The organism is Pseudomonas sp. R4-39-08 (assembly GCF_003852275.1).
Lineage (GTDB): Bacteria > Pseudomonadota > Gammaproteobacteria > Pseudomonadales > Pseudomonadaceae > Aquipseudomonas.
In genome coordinates, this window is sequence record NZ_CP027733.1 from 5,686,113 (window position 1) to 5,704,498 (window position 18,386).

The 18,386-nt window shown below is 60.8% G+C and carries 18 protein-coding genes and 1 pseudogene; 10 read left to right on the forward strand and 9 right to left on the reverse strand.

The features are described 5' to 3' along the window. Positions 1 to 24: 24 nt before the first annotated feature. Together C4J88_RS26445 and dadA are read right to left on the reverse strand one after the other, a co-directional pair. Positions 25 to 378: a RidA family protein gene (locus C4J88_RS26445; RefSeq protein WP_124368809.1), complete on the reverse strand. Its 354-nt coding sequence runs from the start codon at positions 376 to 378 to the stop codon at positions 25 to 27. Beyond that, positions 350 to 1,651 (reverse strand): D-amino acid dehydrogenase, encoded by a 1,302-nt coding sequence (gene dadA, locus C4J88_RS26450; RefSeq protein WP_124368810.1) that lies wholly within the window; start codon positions 1,649 to 1,651, stop codon positions 350 to 352. Before dadA ends, C4J88_RS26445 begins: the two co-directional genes overlap by 29 nt. Before the next feature lie 156 nt (positions 1,652 to 1,807). On the opposite strand from dadA, the gene C4J88_RS26455 reads away from it, so the two are divergent. Next, entirely contained in the window at positions 1,808 to 2,296 is a 489-nt protein-coding gene (locus tag C4J88_RS26455) for an Lrp/AsnC ligand binding domain-containing protein (protein WP_003176896.1), read from the forward strand. A 111-nt stretch (positions 2,297 to 2,407) separates the two neighbouring features. Here the strand turns inward: C4J88_RS26455 and C4J88_RS26460 are convergent, their stop codons facing one another. After that, complete coding sequence (locus C4J88_RS26460) at positions 2,408 to 2,761, reverse strand: YkgJ family cysteine cluster protein (RefSeq protein WP_124364962.1); 354 nt, start codon at positions 2,759 to 2,761, stop codon at positions 2,408 to 2,410. A 115-nt stretch (positions 2,762 to 2,876) separates the two neighbouring features. Here C4J88_RS26460 and C4J88_RS26465 point away from each other — a divergent pair, with 115 nt between their 5' ends. After that, entirely contained in the window at positions 2,877 to 4,169 is a 1,293-nt protein-coding gene (locus tag C4J88_RS26465) for an FAD-binding oxidoreductase (RefSeq protein WP_124408498.1), read from the forward strand. Here the strand turns inward: C4J88_RS26465 and C4J88_RS26470 are convergent, their stop codons facing one another. Next, positions 4,170 to 4,394 carry a DUF1127 domain-containing protein gene (locus tag C4J88_RS26470; protein WP_124368811.1) on the reverse strand — a complete coding sequence of 75 codons (225 nt, stop codon included), beginning with the start codon at positions 4,392 to 4,394 and terminating at the stop codon, positions 4,170 to 4,172. 164 nt (positions 4,395 to 4,558) lie between these two features. Between C4J88_RS26470 and C4J88_RS26475 the strand changes: the two genes are divergently transcribed. Together C4J88_RS26475 and C4J88_RS26480 are read left to right on the forward strand one after the other, a co-directional pair. Then, on the forward strand, positions 4,559 to 5,983 hold the full coding sequence (locus C4J88_RS26475) for a PLP-dependent aminotransferase family protein (RefSeq protein ID WP_124408499.1): 1,425 nt from the start codon (positions 4,559 to 4,561) through the stop codon (positions 5,981 to 5,983). Positions 5,984 to 6,045: 62 nt separating this feature from the next. Continuing rightward, entirely contained in the window at positions 6,046 to 7,614 is a 1,569-nt protein-coding gene (locus C4J88_RS26480; RefSeq protein ID WP_124408500.1) for a phospholipase D family protein, read from the forward strand. A gap of 98 nt (positions 7,615 to 7,712) precedes the next feature. Here C4J88_RS26480 and C4J88_RS26490 read toward each other — a convergent pair whose 3' ends face one another. Then, positions 7,713 to 9,206, reverse strand: coding sequence for an aldehyde dehydrogenase (locus C4J88_RS26490; RefSeq protein WP_124364967.1), 1,494 nt, complete (start codon positions 9,204 to 9,206; stop codon positions 7,713 to 7,715). Positions 9,207 to 9,438: 232 nt separating this feature from the next. Here C4J88_RS26490 and C4J88_RS26495 point away from each other — a divergent pair, with 232 nt between their 5' ends. Continuing rightward, complete coding sequence (locus C4J88_RS26495) at positions 9,439 to 9,801, forward strand: cupin domain-containing protein (RefSeq protein ID WP_124408501.1); 363 nt, start codon at positions 9,439 to 9,441, stop codon at positions 9,799 to 9,801. A 113-nt stretch (positions 9,802 to 9,914) separates the two neighbouring features. On the opposite strand, the gene rpmG is transcribed toward C4J88_RS26495, so the two are convergent. Together rpmG and rpmB are read right to left on the reverse strand one after the other, a co-directional pair. Beyond that, positions 9,915 to 10,070 (reverse strand): 50S ribosomal protein L33, encoded by a 156-nt coding sequence (gene rpmG / locus C4J88_RS26500; RefSeq protein WP_003176906.1) that lies wholly within the window; start codon positions 10,068 to 10,070, stop codon positions 9,915 to 9,917. Positions 10,071 to 10,081: 11 nt separating this feature from the next. Continuing rightward, positions 10,082 to 10,315 carry a 50S ribosomal protein L28 gene (gene rpmB, locus C4J88_RS26505; protein ID WP_003176907.1) on the reverse strand — a complete coding sequence of 78 codons (234 nt, stop codon included), beginning with the start codon at positions 10,313 to 10,315 and terminating at the stop codon, positions 10,082 to 10,084. Positions 10,316 to 10,773: 458 nt separating this feature from the next. Between rpmB and C4J88_RS26510 the strand changes: the two genes are divergently transcribed. Beyond that, entirely contained in the window at positions 10,774 to 12,369 is a 1,596-nt protein-coding gene (locus C4J88_RS26510) for an ABC transporter substrate-binding protein (protein ID WP_124408502.1), read from the forward strand. A gap of 47 nt (positions 12,370 to 12,416) precedes the next feature. On the opposite strand, the gene radC is transcribed toward C4J88_RS26510, so the two are convergent. After that, complete coding sequence (gene radC / locus C4J88_RS26515; protein ID WP_124368817.1) at positions 12,417 to 13,091, reverse strand: DNA repair protein RadC; 675 nt, start codon at positions 13,089 to 13,091, stop codon at positions 12,417 to 12,419. Positions 13,092 to 13,245: 154 nt separating this feature from the next. Here radC and coaBC point away from each other — a divergent pair, with 154 nt between their 5' ends. From coaBC to argB, 4 genes and pseudogenes are all read left to right on the forward strand, one after another. Beyond that, on the forward strand, positions 13,246 to 14,454 hold the full coding sequence (coaBC, locus tag C4J88_RS26520; RefSeq protein WP_048723622.1) for a bifunctional phosphopantothenoylcysteine decarboxylase/phosphopantothenate--cysteine ligase CoaBC: 1,209 nt from the start codon (positions 13,246 to 13,248) through the stop codon (positions 14,452 to 14,454). 5 nt (positions 14,455 to 14,459) lie between these two features. Beyond that, positions 14,460 to 14,915 (forward strand): dUTP diphosphatase, encoded by a 456-nt coding sequence (gene dut, locus C4J88_RS26525; protein WP_124368818.1) that lies wholly within the window; start codon positions 14,460 to 14,462, stop codon positions 14,913 to 14,915. Between the two features lie 257 nt (positions 14,916 to 15,172). Beyond that, positions 15,173 to 16,576 (forward strand): annotated as a pseudogene (locus tag C4J88_RS26535) (phosphomannomutase/phosphoglucomutase); the annotation flags it as partial. A 19-nt stretch (positions 16,577 to 16,595) separates the two neighbouring features. Continuing rightward, positions 16,596 to 17,501 carry an acetylglutamate kinase gene (gene argB / locus C4J88_RS26540; protein ID WP_124372285.1) on the forward strand — a complete coding sequence of 302 codons (906 nt, stop codon included), beginning with the start codon at positions 16,596 to 16,598 and terminating at the stop codon, positions 17,499 to 17,501. 198 nt (positions 17,502 to 17,699) lie between these two features. Here argB and pyrE read toward each other — a convergent pair whose 3' ends face one another. Then, a complete protein-coding gene (pyrE, locus tag C4J88_RS26545) occupies positions 17,700 to 18,344 on the reverse strand; it encodes an orotate phosphoribosyltransferase (protein ID WP_003195489.1) in 645 nt (214 codons plus the stop codon). Positions 18,345 to 18,386: the final 42 nt, after the last annotated feature.

Sequence of the window (18,386 nt, forward strand, 5' to 3'; positions counted from 1 at the left end):
GTCGGCGCCGGGAGAGGGATTCAGTTAAGGCAGCGCAGCCACGACGGACAGCTCTACCAGAATGTTCGGCTCACACAGTTTGGCTTCAACCGTAGCGCGAGCGGGCGCGGCGCCTTTGGGCAGCCACTTATCCCACACCGCGTTCATACCAGCGAAGTCGGCATCGATGTCTTTCAAATATATCGTCACCGACAGCAACCGGGTCTTGTCGGTGCCGGCCAGGTCCAGCAGACGCTCGATGTTGGCCAGGGTTTCACGGGTCTGCTGCTCGATGCCGGCATTCATGTCATCGCCGACCTGGCCTGCCAGGTACACGGTGCCGCTGTGAACAACGATCTGGCTCATGCGTTCATTGGTGAGCTGGCGCTGGATTGACATGTCGTGCGGACTCCTGGTGGTTGCCGTAACGGGAAATAGCGAGGCCTTCGGCGCTGATCTGCGGGGTTTTCTTCGCCATCAGGTCAGCCAGCAAACGACCGGAGCCGCATGCCATGGTCCAGCCGAGGGTGCCGTGGCCGGTATTCAGGAACAGGTTCTTGAATGGGGTGCCGCCGACAATCGGTGTGCCATCGGGTGTGGTCGGGCGCAGGCCGGTCCAGAAACTGGCTTGGGCCAAATCGCCGCCCTGAGGATAAAGGTCGTTGACGATCATCTCCAGGGTTTCACGCCGGCGCGGGTTGAGCGACAGGTCAAAACCGGCTATCTCAGCCATGCCGCCGACGCGGATGCGGTTGTCGAAACGGGTGATCGCGACTTTGTAGGTTTCGTCGAGGATCGTCGAGGTAGGCGCCATTGCCGGGTTGGTGATCGGCACGGTCAGCGAATAGCCCTTGAGGGGGTACACGGGAGCCTTGATCCCCAGCGGCTTGAGCAGCTTCGGCGAATAACTGCCGAGGGCCAGCACATAGCGGTCGGCGGTTTCCAACTTGCCATCGATCCACACGCCATTGATGCGGTCGCCTGCATGATCGAGGCGCTGGATGTCCTGTTCGAAACGAAACTCAACGCCCAACTGCTCACACATCTGCGCCAGGCGCGTGGTGAACATCTGGCAGTCGCCGGTCTGGTCGTTGGGCAGGCGCAGGGCGCCGGCGAGAATATCGGTGACGCTGGCCAGGGCTGGCTCGACCCGGGCGATGCCGGCACGGTCAAGCAACTCGAAGGGCACGCCGGACTCCTGCAACACGGCGATGTCCTTGGCCGCGCCATCGAGCTGGGCCTGGGTGCGGAACACTTGGGTGGTCCCCAGGCTGCGCCCTTCGTAGGCAATCCCGGTTTCAGCGCGCAGTTCATCGAGGCAGTCGCGGCTGTACTCAGAGAGGCGAACCATACGCTCCTTGTTCACCGCATACCGGCTGGCGGTGCAGTTGCGCAGCATCTGTGCCATCCACAGGTATTGGTCGATATCGGCAGTGGCCTTGATTGCCAGCGGCGCATGGCGCTGCAGCAGCCACTTGATCGCCTTGAGCGGCACGCCCGGCGCGGCCCATGGCGACGCGTAGCCTGGGGATACCTGGCCGGCGTTGGCGAAACTGGTTTCCATGGCGGCAGCGGGTTGGCGGTCGACCACGACGACTTCAAAGCCGGCCCGCGCCAAATAATAGGCACTGGTCACCCCAATGACGCCGCTACCCAAGACCAGAACGCGCATTTTTATATCCTCACCACGGGCTGAGCCGCTGACGTGTGTTATTCGAGCAATGATGGACGCAGTGTAAAAAACAATCGCCAGTGCATTTCACTATATAAATGCCTATATTTGGCGACAATTCTCGGCACAAACCGTTTTAACAGAGGCGTATCCCCTATGCGTACCAACACCCAGACCAAGCGGGAGCTGGACAAGATCGACCGAAATATCCTGCGCATCCTGCAGACCGATGGGCGCATTTCGTTCACGGAACTGGGCGAGAAGGTTGGGCTGTCGACGACGCCGTGCACCGAGCGGGTACGCCGGCTGGAGCGCGAGGGGATCATCATGGGCTACAACGCGCGGCTCAATCCGCAGCATTTGAAGGGGAGTTTGCTGGTATTTGTCGAGATCAGCCTGGATTACAAGTCTGGCGATACGTTCGAAGAGTTTCGCCGCGCCGTGCTCAAACTGCCCCATGTGCTGGAGTGCCATTTGGTGTCCGGGGACTTCGACTACCTGGTGAAAGCGCGGATTTCCGAAATGGCTTCGTACCGCAAATTACTCGGCGATATCCTGCTCAAGTTGCCCCATGTGCGCGAATCCAAGAGCTATATCGTGATGGAAGAAGTGAAGGAAAGCCTGAACCTGCCGATTCCGGACTGACTGGCACAACTCATTCAAATGTGGGAGGGGGCTTGCTCCCGATTGCAGTGGTTCAGCCAGCCTGTGTGTGCCTGGTGTATCGCAATCGGGGGCAAGCCCCCTCCCACATGGTTAGACCAGTACTTGCCGGGTGCTCGCCATGTACTCATGGATCTGCTTTTCCACCCGTGGATGAATCAGCTCCACCGGTCGCCGACCATTGGGGCATGGCAGGGTCTTGGTGGTGCCAAACAGCCTGCAGATCAACGGGCGCTCGTCGTAAACCGTGCAACCGTTCGGCCCCAGGTGCACACAGTTCAGCTCATCCATCGCAGCTTCCTGCTCGGCGGCCGTCTTGCGTGGCAGGCGCGACATTTCCTCGGGCGAGGTGGTGACCGGCCCACAGCAGTCGTGGCAGCCAGGGACACACTCGAACGAAGGAATCTGTCGGCGCAAGGCGCTGACTTTCTGACTGTTGCAACTCATCGACACCCACACCCCACCGCGAACAGGCCTGGATTCTGCCGTAAAACGGCGCGCACAGACAGCTCCGTCGGACCGTTGTATCCTGCGTCAAATTTTCCAAACAGGGAGGCCCCCCATGACCGCCAGCGCCCGGCACACCGCGTCCTACTACGCCGCCAGCAGCGTGCCGCACCCCGATTACCCGGCGTTGACGGGCGAGGTGCGCGCCGATGTCTGCGTGATTGGCGGGGGGTATTCCGGGCTCAATACCGCCCTGGAACTGGCCGAGCGCGGCTTCAGCGTGGTGCTGCTGGAAGCGCGCAAGATCGGCTGGGGCGCCAGCGGGCGTAACGGCGGGCAACTGATTCGCGGCGTCGGCCATGGCCTTGACCAGTTCGCCAATGTGATCGGCACCGACGGCGTGCGCCAGATGAAACTGATGGGCCTGGAAGCGGTGGAGATCGTGCGCGAGCGTGTCGAACGCTTCCAGATCCCCTGCGACCTGACTTGGGGCTACTGCGACCTGGCCAACAAACCCCGCGACCTGCAGGGCCTCGCCGCAGACGCCGAAGAGCTGCGCAGCCTGGGTTATCGCCATCCAGTGCGCCTGCTGCAAGCCAGCGAAATGGCCAGCGTGATCGGCTCCGACCGCTATGTGGGCGGGATGATCGACATGGGCTCCGGACATTTGCATCCGCTGAACCTCGCCCTGGGTGAAGCCGGCGCGGCGCAGCAGTTGGGCGTGAAATTATTCGAGCAGTCGCAAGTGACGCGCATCGACTACGGCGGGCAGGTCAAGGTGCACACCGCCCAGGGCCAGGTACAGGCCAAGACCCTGGTGCTGGCCTGCAACGCCTACCTCAACGACCTCAACCCACACTTGAGCGGCAAGATATTGCCCGCGGGCAGCTACATCATCGCCACCGAGCGCCTGAGTGAAGCGCAAGCCGCCCGCCTGTTGCCGCAGAACATGGCAGTGTGTGACCAGCGGGTAACAGTGGATTATTTCCGCTTGTCCGCCGACCGCCGCCTGTTGTTCGGCGGCGCCTGCCACTATTCCGGGCGCGACCCGAAAGACATCGGCGCCTACATGCGGCCAAAGATGCTGCAGGTATTCCCGGAATTGGCCAATGTGAAGATCGATTACCAATGGGGCGGCATGATCGGCATCGGCGCCAATCGGTTGCCGCAGATCGGACGCCTGGCGGATCAACCCAATGTGTATTACGCCCAGGCCTATGCCGGCCATGGCCTCAACGCTACACACCTGGCGGGCAGGTTGCTGGCCGAAGCCATCAGCGGCCAGCAGCAAGGGCGCTTCGACCTGTTCGCCCAGGTGCCGCACATGACTTTCCCTGGCGGCAAATACCTGCGCTCGCCGCTGCTGGCCCTGGGGATGCTCTGGCACCGCCTCAAGGAACTGGCCTGATCAATCGCGCCAGAACGGTTTCAAGCCTTCATGGCGCGCCTGTTCTGCCGTCAGGCCCACGTCGCGCAACTGCTCGCGGGTCAGCGTCAGCAACGCCTTGCGGGTATGACGGCGGCGCCAGAACAGGCTCCAGCGATTGTCGGCAGGCATCGACAACGTCCGCTCCTGCGCTGCTTCCAGTTCCTGGCCATGTAATGCCAGCCGTACATCGCTCATGCCGTTCATGTTCCCGTCCCTCGTTAGCTTGCTGCCTGAGTGACTAGAATGAGCGCACGGGCAAAACCAATACAGATCCAACCTACCTTTATTAAATCCATACAGATGCTGCTATGAACGGCTGAATCCTGTATTTTCCTCCTATCTGTATTGGTCTGCTGGGAGTGACCGTCGTGACTCTGTACGTCAACCTCGCCGAATTACTGGGCACTCGCATCGAACAAGGCTTCTACCGCCCCGGCGACCGACTGCCCTCCGTGCGGGCCTTGAGCGTGGAGCATGGGGTCAGCCTGAGCACCGTGCAGCAAGCCTATCGATTGCTGGAGGACAATGGCCTGGCGATGCCCAAGCCCAAGTCCGGCTATTTTGTACCGGTGGGCCGTGAACTGCCGGCGCTGCCCGAGGTGGGTCGCCCCGCCCAGCGGCCGGTGGAAATTTCCCAGTGGGACCAGGTGCTGGAGTTGATCCGTGCCGTGCCGCGCAAAGACGTCATACAGTTGGGCCGTGGCATGCCGGATGTATTGTCGCCGACTATCAAGCCATTGCTTCGCAGCCTGGCCCGCGTCAGTCGTCGCCAGGATCTGCCGGGGCTGTATTACGACAACATCCTGGGCTGTATGGAATTGCGCGAGCAGATTGCGCGACTGTCATTGGATTCCGGTTGCCAACTGACTGCCGAAGACATCGTCATCACCACGGGCTGCCACGAGGCCCTTTCCACCAGCATCCGCGCCATTTGTGCGCCCGGCGATATCGTTGCGGTGGATTCACCGAGTTTTCACGGCGCCATGCAGACCCTCAAGGGCCTGAGCATGAAAGCCTTGGAGATCCCCACCGACCCGATCACCGGCATCAGCCTTGAAGCCCTGGAACTGGCGCTGGAACAGTGGCCGATCAAAATCATCCAGCTCACCCCCAACTGCAACAACCCCTTGGGCTACATCATGCCGGAGGCGCGCAAGCGCGCACTGCTGACCCTGGCCCAGCGCTTTGACGTGGCGATCATCGAAGACGATGTGTATGGCGAACTGGCCTACAGCTACCCGCGCCCGCGCACGATCAAATCCTTCGACGAGGACGGCCGGGTGCTGTTGTGCAGCTCGTTTTCCAAAACCCTGGCGCCTGGGCTGCGCATTGGCTGGGTCGCGCCGGGGCGTTACCTGGAACGGGTGCTGCACATGAAATACATCAGCACGGGCTCTACCGCCACGCAGCCGCAGATTGCCATAGCCGAATTTCTCAAAGGCGGGCATTTCGAGCCTCATTTGCGCAGGATGCGTACGCAATACCAGCGCAATCGCGACCTGATGCTCGACTGGGTCAGCCGCTACTTCCCCGCCGGCACGCGCGCCAGCCGGCCTCAGGGTAGTTTCATGCTGTGGATAGAATTGCCGGAGGGCTTCGATACCCTGAAACTCAACCGCATGCTGATGGAACAGGGCGTACAGGTGGCGGTAGGCAGCATTTTTTCTGCATCCGGCAAGTACCGTAATTGCCTGCGCATGAACTACGCTGCCAAACCGACCCCACAGATTGAAGAGGCCGTGCGCAAGGTCGGTGGCGCTGCGCGCATCCTGCTGGCCGAATCGGCGGACTGACCTTTTCCGAGCAATTGCCGTCATATGCCGACAACCGCCCTGACCTGGATGGCGCTTCCTTGATGACTCAACGGCTTTTATCGCTTTTCCTGTTGGGAGCGCTGGCACTGGGTGGCTGCGCGACGGCCCCCACACCGCGTGTGCCCAGTGATGCCCTGCCCGCGGCACAGTCTTCCTTCGGCCGCTCGATCCAGGCCCAGGCGGCGCCGTATCAGGGCCGTTCGGGCTTTCGTTTGCTGCCCAACAGCAGCGAAGCCTTCATGGCCCGCGCCGAGTTGATCCGCAACGCCCAGACCAGCCTCGACCTGCAGTACTACATCGTGCAGGACGGCATCAGCACGCGCATGCTGGTGGATGAACTGCTCAAGGCCGCCGACCGCGGCGTGCGTGTGCGCATCCTGCTGGATGACACCACCAGCGACGGGCTCGACCAGATCATCGCGACCCTTGCCGCCCATCCCAAGATCGAAATTCGCCTGTTCAACCCGCTGCATCTGGGCCGCAGCACGGGGGTGACGCGGGCCATGGGGCGCCTGTTCAACCTGTCGCTGCAACACCGGCGCATGCATAACAAACTCTGGCTGGCAGACAACAGCGCCGCGATCGTGGGCGGGCGCAACCTGGGGGATGAATATTTCGACGCCGAACCCAACCTGAATTTCACCGATATCGACATGCTCAGCGTCGGGCCGGTGGCTGAGCAACTGGGCCACAGTTTCGATCAGTACTGGAACAGCGCGCTGAGCAAACCTATCGATGAGTTTGTCGCAACCATGCCCTCCAAGGTCGACCTGGCTGTCGCACGCGGACGCCTGGAGGCGTCACTGGCCCAATCGCGCCAACAGAACCACGCCTTGTATAACCGCCTGCGCACCTACCAGACCCAGCCACGCATGGATATCTGGCGTCGCGAGTTGATCTGGGCCTGGAACCAGGCGCTGTGGGATGCGCCGAGCAAGGTGCTGGCCAAGGCCGACCCGGACCCGCAATTGCTGCTCACCACGCAACTGGCGCCGCAGTTGGCAGGCGTCAGCCGTGAGCTGATCATGATTTCGGCGTACTTCGTTCCGGGCCCGCCTGGGCTGGTGTACCTGACCGGCCGCGCCGACGCGGGCGTGTCGGTGAGTCTGCTGACCAATTCCCTCGAAGCCACCGATGTACCGGCGGTGCACGGCGGCTACGCACCCTATCGCAAGGCGCTGCTGGAGCATGGCGTGAAACTCTATGAGCTGCGTCGACAACCGGGCGACCCCAGCGCAAGCAGCGGCCCGCACCTGTTTCGACGAGGCAGCTTGCGCGGTTCCGACTCCAGCCTGCACAGCAAGGCGATGATTTTCGATCGGGAGAAGTCGTTTATCGGCTCGTTCAATTTCGATCCACGCTCAGTGCTATGGAACACCGAAGTCGGCGTGCTGGTGGACAGTCCGGAACTGGCGGAGCATGTGCGCAACCTGGCGCTGCAAGGTATGGCGCCGGCGTTGAGCTACGAGGCGAAGCTGCAGGACGGGCAGATCGTGTGGGTGACCGAAGATAACGGCCAGCTGCACACCCTGACCCGGGAGCAGGGCAGTTGGTGGCGCCGGTTCAATGCCTGGTTCGCCACCAGCGTCGGCCTGGAGCGCATGCTCTAAAACGTGTGGGAGGGGGCTTGCTCCCGATTGCGGTGTATCAGTCACCAGATGCAGCGACTGACACTAAGCTATCGGGAGCAAGCCCCCTCCCACATTTGTTAGAGCTTGATCCAGGTCGCCTTCAGCTCGGTGTATTTGTCGAACGCATGCAGCGATTTATCGCGACCGTTACCCGACTGCTTGAAGCCACCGAACGGTGCGGTCATGTCGCCGCCATCGTACTGGTTGACCCACACACTGCCCGCACGCAGAGCCTTGGCGGTCAGGTGGGCCTTGGAAATATCCGCCGTCCACACCGCTGCGGCCAGGCCATATTGGGTGTCGTTGGCGATGGCGATGGCTTCTTCGGCGCTGTCGAACGTGATCACCGACAGGACCGGGCCGAAGATCTCTTCCTGGGCAATCTTCATGGCGTTGGTCACGCCGTCGAAAATGGTCGGCTCGACGTAAGTGCCACCGGTCTCTTCCAGGGTGCGCTTGCCACCGGCGACCAGCTTGGCGCCATCGGCATGGCCCGATTCGATGTACGACAGCACGTTATTCATCTGCTGGGTATCCACCAGCGCGCCCACGTTGGTGGCAGGGTCCAGCGGGTTACCCGGCTTCCACCCCTTGAGCGCCTCGATCACCAACGGCAGGAAAGTGTCCTTGATCGAACGTTCCACCAGCAGGCGCGAACCGGCGGTGCAGACTTCGCCCTGGTTGAAGGCGATGGCACTGGCGGCGGACTCGGCGGCAGTTTGCAGGTTCGGCGCATCGGCAAACACGATGTTCGGGCTCTTGCCGCCGGCTTCCAGCCACACGCGCTTCATGTTCGATTCGCCGGAACGGATCAACAGCTGCTTGGCGATTTTGGTGGAACCGGTAAACACCAGGGTATCCACGTCCATGTGCACCGCCAGCGCGTTACCCACGGTGTGGCCGTAGCCTGGCAGCACGTTGAACACGCCTTTTGGAATGCCGGCTTCAACGGCCAGGGCAGCGATGCGGATGGCGGTCAGCGGAGACTTTTCGGACGGCTTGAGGATGACCGAGTTACCGGTCGACAGCGCCGGGCCGAGTTTCCAGCAGGCCATCATCAGCGGGAAGTTCCACGGCACGATCGCACCGACCACGCCCACGGGCTCACGGGTCACCAGACCCAGTTGGTCATGGGGGGTGGCCGCCACTTCATCGTAGATCTTGTCGATGGCCTCGCCGCTCCAGCTCAGCGCCTGCGCCGCGCCGGGTACGTCGATGTTCAGGGAGTCGCTGATCGGCTTGCCCATGTCCAGGGTTTCAAGCAGGGCCAGCTCTTCGGCATTGGCCTTGAGCAGCGCGGCGAAACGGATCATGACGGACTTACGCTTGGCCGGCGCCAGGCGCGACCAGACACCGGAATTGAAGGTGGCACGGGCATTTTCCACGGCGCGCTGGGCGTCGGCGGCGTCACAGCTGGCTACGGTGGCGAGCAGACGGCCATCGACCGGGCTGATGCACTCGAAGGTGTCACCGGAAGCGGCGGCGGTGTATTCGCCATTGATGTACGCGCGACCTTCGATCTTCAGGTCCTTGGCGCGTTGTTCCCAGTCGGCACGGGTCAGGGTGGTCATGCAAGTGTCCTCCTCTTATTTGGATACAAGGGCCTGGGAGATTTGATCCCGGCGCCTCCACGAATTCTTGCCTGGCCAGCCTGCTGTTCGGCTCAAGGCACTTGCCACCCTAAACCAGCGACTGGGGATGTTTCAATATATTTGACATAACGGCGGCAAACGCCCTTGCGATGTTCATTTTAATAAACATAGACTTTGAGCTTTCCAACCGCAGGCCCGACGGGATAAGCCCATGAGCATCCAGGACATCGTTGATTTCAGCCAAGCCAACACCGCCCCCGAACGCTATCGCCCTGCCGCCGAAAAAATCCTCAAGGGCGATCCCGAACAGACGATCTACAACCACTACAACAGCCCATGTGGACAAATGAACGCGGGTGTCTGGGAGGGGGAAATCGGGCAGTGGAAGGTCAATTACACCGAACATGAATACTGCGAGATCGTGCAGGGGGTGTCTGTGCTGCGCGATGCCGAGGGGAATGCCAAAACCTTGCGCGCCGGCGACCGCTTCGTGATCCCTGCCGGCTTCAGCGGCACCTGGGAAGTGCTGCAAGCGTGCCGCAAGATCTATGTGGTGTTCGAACAGAAAGCCTGATCAATGAGCAGCGGGACGCGGAGCGCCCAGGGCGGCGTTACCAACGATCATCCCAGGCAAAAAAAAGCCCGTATCGTGAGATACGGGCTTTTTTTCACAAGGAAGGAAATCAATTACTTGATTTTGCCTTCTTTGTAGATCACGTGCTTGCGAACGCGCGGGTCGAACATTTTCTTTTCGAGCTTGTCCGGGGTAGTACGCTTGTTCTTGTCGGTAGTGTAGAAGTGACCAGTACCGGCGCTAGAGATCATTCGAATCAATTCACGCATGATAGAGCTCCTTAGATCTTGCCGGCGGCGCGGATTTCGGCCAGCACGACAGTGATGCCACGCTTGTCGATGATACGCATGCCTTTGGCAGATACACGCAGGCGAACAAAACGTTTCTCTTCTTCAACCCAGAAGCGGTGATGCTGCAGGTTCGGCAGGAAACGACGACGGGTTTTGTTATTTGCGTGGGAAATGTTATTCCCAGTCACCGGACCCTTACCGGTAACTTGACAGACTCTCGACATGCCTCAGCCCTCTAAAACCACATGCCCAACCCGGCATGGGTTGGCCGCTTAATCTCTCAGTCATTTGGCGCCAGGCGCCGCGTTTCTTTAGGGTCTTACCGGCTACACCTACAAGCGAAGGAACCGGGCCCCTAGAAAAGAGCGCTGCTTTATACCAGAAAGACCCAGATGCAACAACAGCGAGTGTGTTTTTACCTGGGTAAATCTCGGCTATTGGCGCCTGAACCGTTGCCAGGAGGGGCCGCTACAACAGCCGACCGCTCGTCGCACAGAATGATTTTCAGCGCCCGCAAGTACTCGGACCTGCAAGGTGAAACGCGCTGAGGCGCCATCAAAACAGCATTTGAGCCAAAAGCACAGGCAAAAATAGGCTAGTCATTTAACCAACAGGCCACTACGGTAGGCCTTTTCCAGACTGCACTTGCAGATGGGCCTTCGATTTGCACAGGAAACCCAATATGCGCCTCGCTGCCCTACCGCTATTGCTAGCCCCCCTCTTAATCGCGCCGACGATGGCCGTTGCCGCCACCAATCTGAGCGTTTGCACCGAGGCCAGCCCCGAAGGGTTCGACGTGGTGCAGTACAACTCATTGACCACCACCAACGCCTCGGCGGACGTGCTGATGAACCGTCTGGTGGACTACGACGCAACCGGCGCAAAACTGGTGCCGAGCCTGGCGGACAGTTGGGACGTCTCGCCAGACGGCCTGACGTACACCTTCAAGCTGCACCCGAACGTGAAATTCCATCGCACCGAGTATTTCACCCCGAGCCGTACCCTGACCGCCGAAGATGTGCGCTTCAGCTTCGAACGCATGCTCGATCCAGCCAACCCGTGGCACGAGATCGCCCAGAGCGGCTTTCCTCACGCGCAATCCCTGCAATTGCCCACGCTGATCAAGAAGATCGACGCACTCGACCCGCTGACTGTGCGCTTCACCCTCGATCACGCCGATTCCACGTTTCTTGCCGCATTGAGCATGGGCTTTGCCTCGATCTACCCGGCCGAATATGCCGACAAACTGCTCAAGGCCGGCACCCCGGAAAAGCTCAACAGCCAGCCCATTGGCACCGGGCCCTTCGTTTTTGTGCGATTCCAGAAGGATGCGGTGGTGCGCTACAAGGCCAACCCGGACTACTTCGCCGGCAAACCGACGGTGGACAACCTGATTTTCGCGATCACGCCGGATGCCAATGTGCGCCTGCAGAAACTGCATCGCGAGGAATGCCAGATCGCCCTGTCGCCCAAACCTCTGGATGTGGGCGAAGCCGAAAAAGACCCGGCCCTGAAGGTGGAAAAAACCGCAGCCTTCATGACCGCGTTCGTCGCCATCAATAGCCAGCACCCGCCGCTGGACAAGCCCGAAGTACGCCAGGCGATCAACCTGGCCTTCGACAAAGGCAGCTACCTCAAGGCCGTCTTCGAAGGCACCGCCGAAGCGGCCAACGGTGTTTACCCACCCAATACCTGGAGCTACGCCAAGGAGCTGTCGGGTTACCCACAGGACCTGGCCAAAGCCAAGGCGCTGCTCAACCGCGCCGGCCTCAAGGATGGCTTCAAGACCACTATCTGGACCCGCCCGACCGGCAGCCTGCTGAACCCCAACCCAAATCTTGGCGCTCAACTGTTGCAGGCCGACCTGGCCAAGGTCGGCATCCAGGCCGACATCCGTGTGATCGAATGGGGCGAGTTGATTCGCCGCGCCAAAGCTGGCGAGCATGACCTGCTCTTCATGGGCTGGGCCGGTGACAATGGCGACCCGGATAACTTCCTCACCCCGCAATTTTCCTGCGCGGCAGTCAAGTCCGGCACCAACTTCGCCCGCTACTGCGACCCTGCGCTGGACAAGCTGATCAGCGCTGGCAAGACCACCAGCGAACAAGGCGTGCGCAGCAAGCTTTACCAGCAGGCGCAGGCGCAGATCCAGCAGCAGGCCCTGTGGCTGCCCTTGGCGCACCCCATGGCGTTTGCCCTGACACGCAAAAATGTCGATGGCTACCAGGTCAGCCCGTTTGGTCGCCAGGATTATTCCAAAGTCAGCGTCAAGCCTTAAGCTGCAAGCTGCAAGCTGCAAGCCGATTTGTGGCTTGCAGCTGCCCTCTACATCCATCCATATTCCGCCATCGACAATGGATCACCATCACCCACGATGATGTGATCCAGCACCCGCACGTCCACCATTTCCAGGGCCTTCTGGAGAACTTTGGTCAACTTTCGATCAGCGGCGCTTGGATCCGCGCTTCCCGAGGGATGGTTGTGGCACAGGATCAATGCCGCCGCGTTGTACGCCAGCGCGCGCTTGACCACTTGCCGGGGATAGACCACAGCGGTATCGATAGTGCCGTGGGACAGCGCTTCGAAACCCAGCACCCGATGTTTGGAGTCGAGAAACAGGCAGCCAAACACCTCGTGAGTTTCATGACGCAGCAGCGCCTTGAGGTATTCGCGCACGGCCAGCGGACTCTCCAGCACCGAATCGTTGCGCAGGCGCTCGGCCATATGGCGCCGGGACATTTCCAGCACCGCCTGCAACTGGGCAAACTTCGCCGGCCCCAGGCCCAACTGCTGATTGAACAGCGCCTGGCTGGCTTCCAGCAGCGGGCGCAGGCCACCGAATTGCGCCAATAAATGGCGCGCCAGGTCCACCGCACTCCTGCCAGACACTCCGGTGCGCAGGAAGATCGCCAGCAATTCGGCATCGGACAGACTGGCCGCGCCCCACTCCAAAAGCTTCTCTCGCGGCCGCTCGGCAGCAGGCCAATCGCGAATACTCATCCCACCTCCTCTCCATGATGTACGCCGCATGCGCCGCTGTTGCCAGACGGACGCTGTGTTATCGTAGGCCCTCTTTTTTGCATGCGATTTCACCTGGGGAGGGGTCATCGCAGGCGTCACTGAACTGGCTTCACTGAACTGGAAAGGCAAACCAATGCAGCGTCTGTATCGGAAACGCATCGTTCTCGGCGTCGGCGGCGGCATTGCCGCCTACAAGAGCGCAGAGCTGGTTCGCAGGCTCCTGGACCAAGGCGCCGAAGTGCGCGTGGTCATGACCCGTGGTGGCAGTGAGTTCATCACCCCGCTGACCATGCAGGCCTTGTCCGGCCACCCGGTTCACCTGGACCTGCTGGACCCGGCGGCCGAAGCCGCCATGGGCCACATCGAACTGGCCAAATGGGCCGACCTGGTCCTGATCGCGCCGGCCACCGCCGACCTGATCGCGCGCCTGGCCCAGGGCATCGCCGATGACCTGCTGACCACCCTGGTACTGGCCACCGACGCCACCGTCGCCATCGCCCCGGCGATGAACCAGGCCATGTGGCGCGACCCGGCCACCCAGGCCAACACCCAGCTTCTGCAAAGCCGTGGCCTCAAGGTCTTCGGCCCGGCGTCCGGCAGCCAGGCCTGCGGCGACGTCGGCATGGGCCGCATGCTCGAAGCCACCGACTTGGCGCTGTGTGCTGCCGAGTGCTTCCAGCACCTGGCCCTGACCGGCAAACATGTACTGATCACCGCTGGCCCGACCCAGGAAAACATCGACCCAGTGCGCTACATCACCAACCATAGCTCAGGAAAAATGGGCTTTGCCCTGGCTGAAGCCGCGGTTGAGGCAGGCGCACGTGTCACCCTGATCACCGGCCCGGTGCATCTGCCGACGCCTGATCGGGTGACGCGAATCGACGTAGTCAGCGCCCGGGACATGCTGGCGGCCTGTGAGGCTGCCATTCCGTGCGACCTGTTCATCGCCTCCGCAGCGGTTGCAGACTACCGACCGGAAGTCGTTGCGCCGCAAAAGCTCAAGAAAGACCCTACAAGCGGTGATGGCCTGCTCCTGCAAATGGTGCGCAACCCGGACATCCTGGCCACCATCGCCACCCGTCCGGATCGTCCGTTCAGCGTCGGTTTCGCCGCCGAGACCGAACATTTGCTGGACTACGCCGCACGCAAATTGAAAGACAAAAACCTTGATCTGATCGTTGCCAATGATGTCGCCAACCCGAGCATCGGCTTCAACAGCGAGGAAAATGCCATCAGCGTGATCGACCGCGAGTTGCACGCCACCGTTTTCGCCCAGACCAGCAAGGGCAAGATTGCCCGCCAACTGATCTCTTTTATCGCCCAACGGCTGAACCAGGTTTAATGTCCATGCACGCTTTGCAAGCCAAGATCCTCGACCCCCGCATCGGTAGCGAATTTCCACTGCCGGCCTACGCTACCCCAGGCTCCGCTGGCCTGGACCTGCGCGCCATGCTCAAGCAAGACACTGTCCTCGAGCCGGGCCAGACCCTTCTGATCCCCACCGGCCTGTCGATCTACGTCGGCGACCCAGGCCTGGCAGCCCTGATCCTGCCGCGCTCCGGCCTGGGCCACAAACACGGCATCGTGCTGGGCAATCTGGTGGGCCTGATCGACTCCGACTACCAGGGCGAGTTGATGGTGTCGTGCTGGAACCGCGGCCAGACCGCGTTCAACATTGCTGTCGGCGAGCGTATTGCCCAACTGGTGCTGGTGCCGGTGGTACAGGCTCATTTCGAACTGGTGCAGGAATTCGACGAAACCCAGCGCGGCGCCGGCGGTTTCGGGCATTCCGGCAGCCACTGACTAAGCTGAACCTGGCCGGATGCGATTGTTCGGCCAGACGCCACCGCCCGGCTTTTGAGGATGAAGAATACGCACACGGCATCAGCGATTTTTCTACAATAAAATCAAAGGATTACGTACAAATAAGCACACCGCCGAAGCGCCGATGGCACTTTTACACCACGAACTCTCTGCCGAAAACGCCGTCATACCCTTCAGTTTGAGCCTGCCGGCCAGCCACACCAGGCCAGCCTTGCCCCCTTTCAGATGGAGTTCTTCCCGCGATGAGTACCGCAGCCCGTGTAGCCCCGACTTTTCCCGACAGCATCTTTCGTGCCTACGACATTCGTGGCGTGGTGCCCAAAACCCTGACCGCCGAAACCGCCTACTGGATCGGCCGCGCCATCGGCGCGCAGAGCCTGGCCCAGGGCGAGCCGAATGTTTCGGTGGGCCGTGACGGCCGCCTGTCCGGCCCGGAGTTGGTGGAGCAACTGATCCAGGGCCTGGCAGACAGCGGTTGCCATGTCAGCGACGTCGGGCTGGTGCCCACGCCTGCGTTGTACTACGCCGCCAACGTGCTGGCCGGTAAATCCGGCGTCATGCTTACCGGCAGCCACAACCCGTCGGACTACAACGGTTTCAAGATCGTGATCGCCGGCGACACCCTCGCCAACGAACAGATCCAGGCCCTGCACACGCGCCTGAAAACCAACGACCTGACCAGCGGCACCGGCAGCATTACCAAGGTCGATATCCTGCAGCGCTACTCCGACGAAATCACCCGCGACGTCAAGCTCGACCGCCGCCTGAAAGTGGTGGTGGACTGCGGCAACGGCGCGGCTGGCGTGATCGCACCGCAATTGCTCGAAGCCTTGAACTGTGAAGTGATCCCGCTGTTCTGCGACGTCGACGGCAACTTCCCCAACCATCACCCGGACCCAGGCAAGCCTGAAAACCTGGTGGACCTGATTGCCAAGGTCAAGGAAGTGGGCGCCGACGTGGGCCTGGCCTTCGACGGCGACGGCGACCGTGTAGGGGTGGTGACCGAAACCGGCGAGATCGTGTACCCGGACCGCCTGTTGATGCTGTTTGCCCGTGACGTGGTGGCGCGCAATGCCAACGCCGAAATCATCTTCGACGTTAAGTGCACCCGTCGCCTCACGCCGCTGATCAAGGAATACGGCGGTCGCCCGCTGATGTGGAAGACCGGACATTCGTTGATCAAAAAGAAAATGAAGGAAACCGGCGCCTTGCTGGCCGGCGAAATGAGCGGTCACGTGTTCTTCAAGGAGCGCTGGTTCGGTTTCGACGACGGCATTTACAGCGCTGCGCGCCTGCTGGAGATCCTCAGCAAGGAAAAATCCACGGCGCAAGAGCTGTTTCAGACTTTCCCCAACGATATTTCTACGCCAGAGATCAATATCCATGTGACCGAGGAGAGCAAATTCAGCATCATTGACGCACTGCACGATGCGCAATGGGGTGAAGGCGCCAACCTGACCACCATTGATGGTGTGCGAGTCGATTACGCCAAAGGCTGGGGCCTGGTTCGCGCGTCCAACACCACACCGGTGCTGGTGCTGCGCTTCGAGGCGGATACCGAGGCTGAGTTGCAGCGCATCAAGGACGTCTTCCACGTCCAGTTGAAACGTGTTGCCCCTGATCTCCAATTACCGTTCTGATTTTTTACCGGAGCCCTGAATGACCCTCGAACGCGAAGCCGCTGCCAACACCGCCAAGGTCCTGTCCGAAGCGTTGCCTTACATTCGACGCTACGTCGGCAAGACGCTGGTGATCAAGTACGGCGGCAATGCCATGGAAAGCGACGAGCTGAAAACCGGCTTTGCCCGCGACATCGTGATGATGAAAGCCGTGGGGATCAACCCGGTTGTCGTCCACGGTGGTGGACCGCAAATCGGCGATCTGCTCAAGCGCTTGTCGATCGAGAGTCACTTCATCGATGGCATGCGCGTCACTGACGCGCAGACCATGGACGTGGTGGAGATGGTGCTCGGTGGCCAGGTCAACAAAGACATCGTCAACCTGATCAACCGCCACGGCGGCAGCGCCATCGGCCTGACCGGCAAGGATGCGGAACTGATCCGCGCGAAAAAACTGACCGTGACCCGTCAGACGCCGGAGATGACCCAGCCGGAAATCATCGACATCGGCCAGGTGGGGGAAGTGATCGGCATCAACACCGATCTGCTCAACCTGCTGGTCAAGGGTGACTTCATCCCGGTGATCGCGCCCATCGGCGTGGGCGTCAACGGTGAGTCCTATAACATCAACGCCGACCTGGTGGCAGGCAAAGTGGCTGAGGCGCTGAAGGCTGAAAAGCTGATGCTGCTGACCAACATCGCCGGCCTGATGGACAAGCAAGGCAAGGTGTTGACCGGCCTGACTACGCAACAAGTCGACGAACTGATCGCCGATGGCACCATCTATGGCGGCATGCTGCCGAAAATCCGCTGCGCGCTGGAAGCCGTGCAAGGCGGCGTCGGCAGCTCGCTGATCCTCGACGGCCGGGTGCCAAATGCAATCCTGCTGGAAATCTTTACCGATACCGGTGTGGGTACGTTGATCAGCAATCGCAAGCGTTCTTAGGTTCCAGAAAACAAAAAGGCCCCGCTCAATCGAATTGAGCGGGGCTTTTTTGCATAGGTCTTGAAAACACCGAAGATCAAATGTGGGAGGGGGCTTGCCCCCGATAGCAGCGGGTCTGTGCTGAATTAATCAACTGATACACCGCCATCGGGAGCAAGCCCCCTCCCACACAAGCCCTTACCTTCATGAAGTTCTGTGTCAGACGCCAAACTGCTCGCGATACGCCCGCACCGCCGGCAAGTGCTGCTTAAGCTGCGGATCATCTTCCAGGAACTGCAACACCTGGTTCAACGACACAATGCTCACCACCGGAATGCCGAAATCACGCTCCACTTCCTGGATCGCCGACAACTCACCGTTGCCACGCTCCTGGCGGTTCAGGGCGATCAGCACACCCGCGGCCTTGGCGCCGTCCTGGGAAGCGATGATCTGCATCACTTCACGGATCGCGGTGCCGGCGGTAATCACGTCATCGATGATCAGCACATCGCCCGTGAGCGGCGCGCCCACCAGGCTGCCGCCTTCGCCGTGGGCCTTGGCTTCCTTGCGGTTGAAGCACCACGGCAGGTCCTGCCCATGATGTTCCGCCAGCGCCACCGCAGTAGCCGCAGCCAGGGGAATGCCCTTGTAGGCCGGGCCAAACAGTACGTCGAAGGAAATACCGCTTTCAACAATGGCCGCCGCGTAGAAACGCCCCAGTTGAGCCAGGGCCGAACCCGAGTTGAACAGGCCAGCATTGAAGAAATACGGACTGGTGCGCCCGGACTTGAGGGTGAACTCACCGAAGCGCAAAACCCCGCGATCGATGGCAAAACGAATGAAATCGCGTTGATACGCCTGCATGAAAAAAGCCTCAGATACCACGGATTTAGCTAATTAGGTAGA

What these genes read in the sequence shown, in the direction of transcription:
- C4J88_RS26445 (WP_124368809.1), bottom strand. Translation starts at nt 378, where the DNA reads ATGTCAATCCAGCGCCAGCTCACCAATGAACGCATGAGCCAGATCGTT.
- dadA (WP_124368810.1), bottom strand. Translation starts at nt 1,651, where the DNA reads ATGCGCGTTCTGGTCTTGGGTAGCGGCGTCATTGGGGTGACCAGTGCC.
- C4J88_RS26455 (WP_003176896.1), top strand. Translation starts at nt 1,808, where the DNA reads ATGCGTACCAACACCCAGACCAAGCGGGAGCTGGACAAGATCGACCGA.
- C4J88_RS26460 (WP_124364962.1), bottom strand. Translation starts at nt 2,761, where the DNA reads ATGAGTTGCAACAGTCAGAAAGTCAGCGCCTTGCGCCGACAGATTCCT.
- C4J88_RS26465 (WP_124408498.1), top strand. Translation starts at nt 2,877, where the DNA reads ATGACCGCCAGCGCCCGGCACACCGCGTCCTACTACGCCGCCAGCAGC.
- C4J88_RS26470 (WP_124368811.1), bottom strand. Translation starts at nt 4,394, where the DNA reads ATGAACGGCATGAGCGATGTACGGCTGGCATTACATGGCCAGGAACTG.
- C4J88_RS26480 (WP_124408500.1), top strand. Translation starts at nt 6,046, where the DNA reads ATGACTCAACGGCTTTTATCGCTTTTCCTGTTGGGAGCGCTGGCACTG.
- C4J88_RS26490 (WP_124364967.1), bottom strand. Translation starts at nt 9,206, where the DNA reads ATGACCACCCTGACCCGTGCCGACTGGGAACAACGCGCCAAGGACCTG.
- C4J88_RS26495 (WP_124408501.1), top strand. Translation starts at nt 9,439, where the DNA reads ATGAGCATCCAGGACATCGTTGATTTCAGCCAAGCCAACACCGCCCCC.
- rpmG (WP_003176906.1), bottom strand. Translation starts at nt 10,070, where the DNA reads ATGCGTGAATTGATTCGAATGATCTCTAGCGCCGGTACTGGTCACTTC.
- rpmB (WP_003176907.1), bottom strand. Translation starts at nt 10,315, where the DNA reads ATGTCGAGAGTCTGTCAAGTTACCGGTAAGGGTCCGGTGACTGGGAAT.
- C4J88_RS26510 (WP_124408502.1), top strand. Translation starts at nt 10,774, where the DNA reads ATGCGCCTCGCTGCCCTACCGCTATTGCTAGCCCCCCTCTTAATCGCG.
- radC (WP_124368817.1), bottom strand. Translation starts at nt 13,091, where the DNA reads ATGAGTATTCGCGATTGGCCTGCTGCCGAGCGGCCGCGAGAGAAGCTT.
- coaBC (WP_048723622.1), top strand. Translation starts at nt 13,246, where the DNA reads ATGCAGCGTCTGTATCGGAAACGCATCGTTCTCGGCGTCGGCGGCGGC.
- dut (WP_124368818.1), top strand. Translation starts at nt 14,460, where the DNA reads ATGCACGCTTTGCAAGCCAAGATCCTCGACCCCCGCATCGGTAGCGAA.
- argB (WP_124372285.1), top strand. Translation starts at nt 16,596, where the DNA reads ATGACCCTCGAACGCGAAGCCGCTGCCAACACCGCCAAGGTCCTGTCC.
- pyrE (WP_003195489.1), bottom strand. Translation starts at nt 18,344, where the DNA reads ATGCAGGCGTATCAACGCGATTTCATTCGTTTTGCCATCGATCGCGGG.